This window comes from Haloferula luteola, assembly GCF_014201715.1.
Classification (GTDB): Bacteria; Verrucomicrobiota; Verrucomicrobiia; order Verrucomicrobiales; family Akkermansiaceae; genus Haloferula; species Haloferula luteola.
Genome location: NZ_JACHFD010000080.1, coordinates 1 through 1,275, shown reverse-complemented (window position 1 = coordinate 1,275; position 1,275 = coordinate 1). Strand labels below are relative to the sequence as shown.

Genomic DNA, 1,275 nt, shown 5'->3' with positions numbered 1-1,275 from the left:
GGCCTCGAACCGGTGAAGCACTTCAGTTCGCCTCGAGCCTGGGCGTTCACTCTGGTGGCGATTCATGAGTACCTCCATGCCTTTTGCGGTGACCGCGAGGTTGCAAAGATGCAGCGGCTGCTGGTCGCGCGCCTGATGGGGCTGTTCCAGGCGAACTCTTCACCGGGCTGGTTGTGGTTTGAACGGATCGCCACCTACGACAATGCCAAGCTTGCCCACGCATTGATCCTTTCTGGCGATGAGCCGGCGGTCGAGACCGGGCTGATCGCGCTGAAATGGCTCATCGACGAACAGACCGGCGATGGCGGCCAGTTTTCACCGATCGGTTGCCACGGCTTTTGGCCCCACGGGGCCGAGAAAGCGCGCTTCGACCAACAGCCGGTGGAAGCCCATGCAATGGTGTCCGCCTGCATGGCTGCCTTCGATATCACCGGCGCTTCGGTTTGGGCCGACCGCGCGCGCCTTTGCTTCGAGTGGTTCCTGGGCCGCAACGACCTCGGCGTTTCGCTGTATGACCCGGGCACCGGCGGCTGCCGCGATGCCCTGCTTCGCGATCACCTCAATCAAAACCAAGGAGCGGAATCCACACTCGCATTCCATCTTTCCCGTTTGGAAATCACCCGTCGCGATCACCGCGTCTCCCCGGTCTCATGATCCATCCAGTTTCCACCGACATCCACATCCGCCCGGACAGCTCGCGAGTCATGGTGCGGTCCTTCGTCCCGGGCGATCGTTCGTCCATCTTGCGCATCATCGAGCGGGCGATGGCACTCACTGCCCAGGAGGTCGATGAACGCCTCGCGCTGCTCAGCCATCAATTCGGTGAGCGTCACAAGGACATCGCTCGCGCCTGGCGGCGTCACTACGATCACGTGCGCCACCATGTGCCCCATGAGCAGTCACTGACGAGCGCGATGCGGCACTACATCGGTGCGCTATTTTCCGGCGAGTATGCCTTCGAATCAGCCGCGTTGTTCAATCCGTCGATCGTTCCGCACCCTGACCAATCTGGACTCCAGCTGGGTGAACTGCGCTTTGTCATGAGCCTGCGGGCGACGGGTGAAGGTCACATCTCCTCGATCGAGTTCCGCACCGGCGTCATCGGGGCGGACCATTCGATCACTATTGGGGAAGCCTCACGACACGTCACCGCGCCGCTGCTGCAAACGAACCCGACATTCCGGCGAAGCATTTTCTTCGGCAAACTGCGCGAATTGGAGATCGAGAACCCGTGGGCGGAGGCGCTGATGCAGTCGCTGGGAGACGACTTCACCC

At 61.7% G+C, this 1,275-nt stretch carries 2 pseudogenes; both read left to right on the top strand.

Annotated elements, in window-relative coordinates:
• Positions 1–654, top strand: a pseudogene (locus HNR46_RS20555) (glycosyl transferase family 1); the annotation flags it as partial.
• Positions 651–1,275 (top strand): annotated as a pseudogene (locus HNR46_RS20550) (glycoside hydrolase family 130 protein); the annotation flags it as partial. The pseudogenes HNR46_RS20555 and HNR46_RS20550, both read left to right, overlap by 4 nt.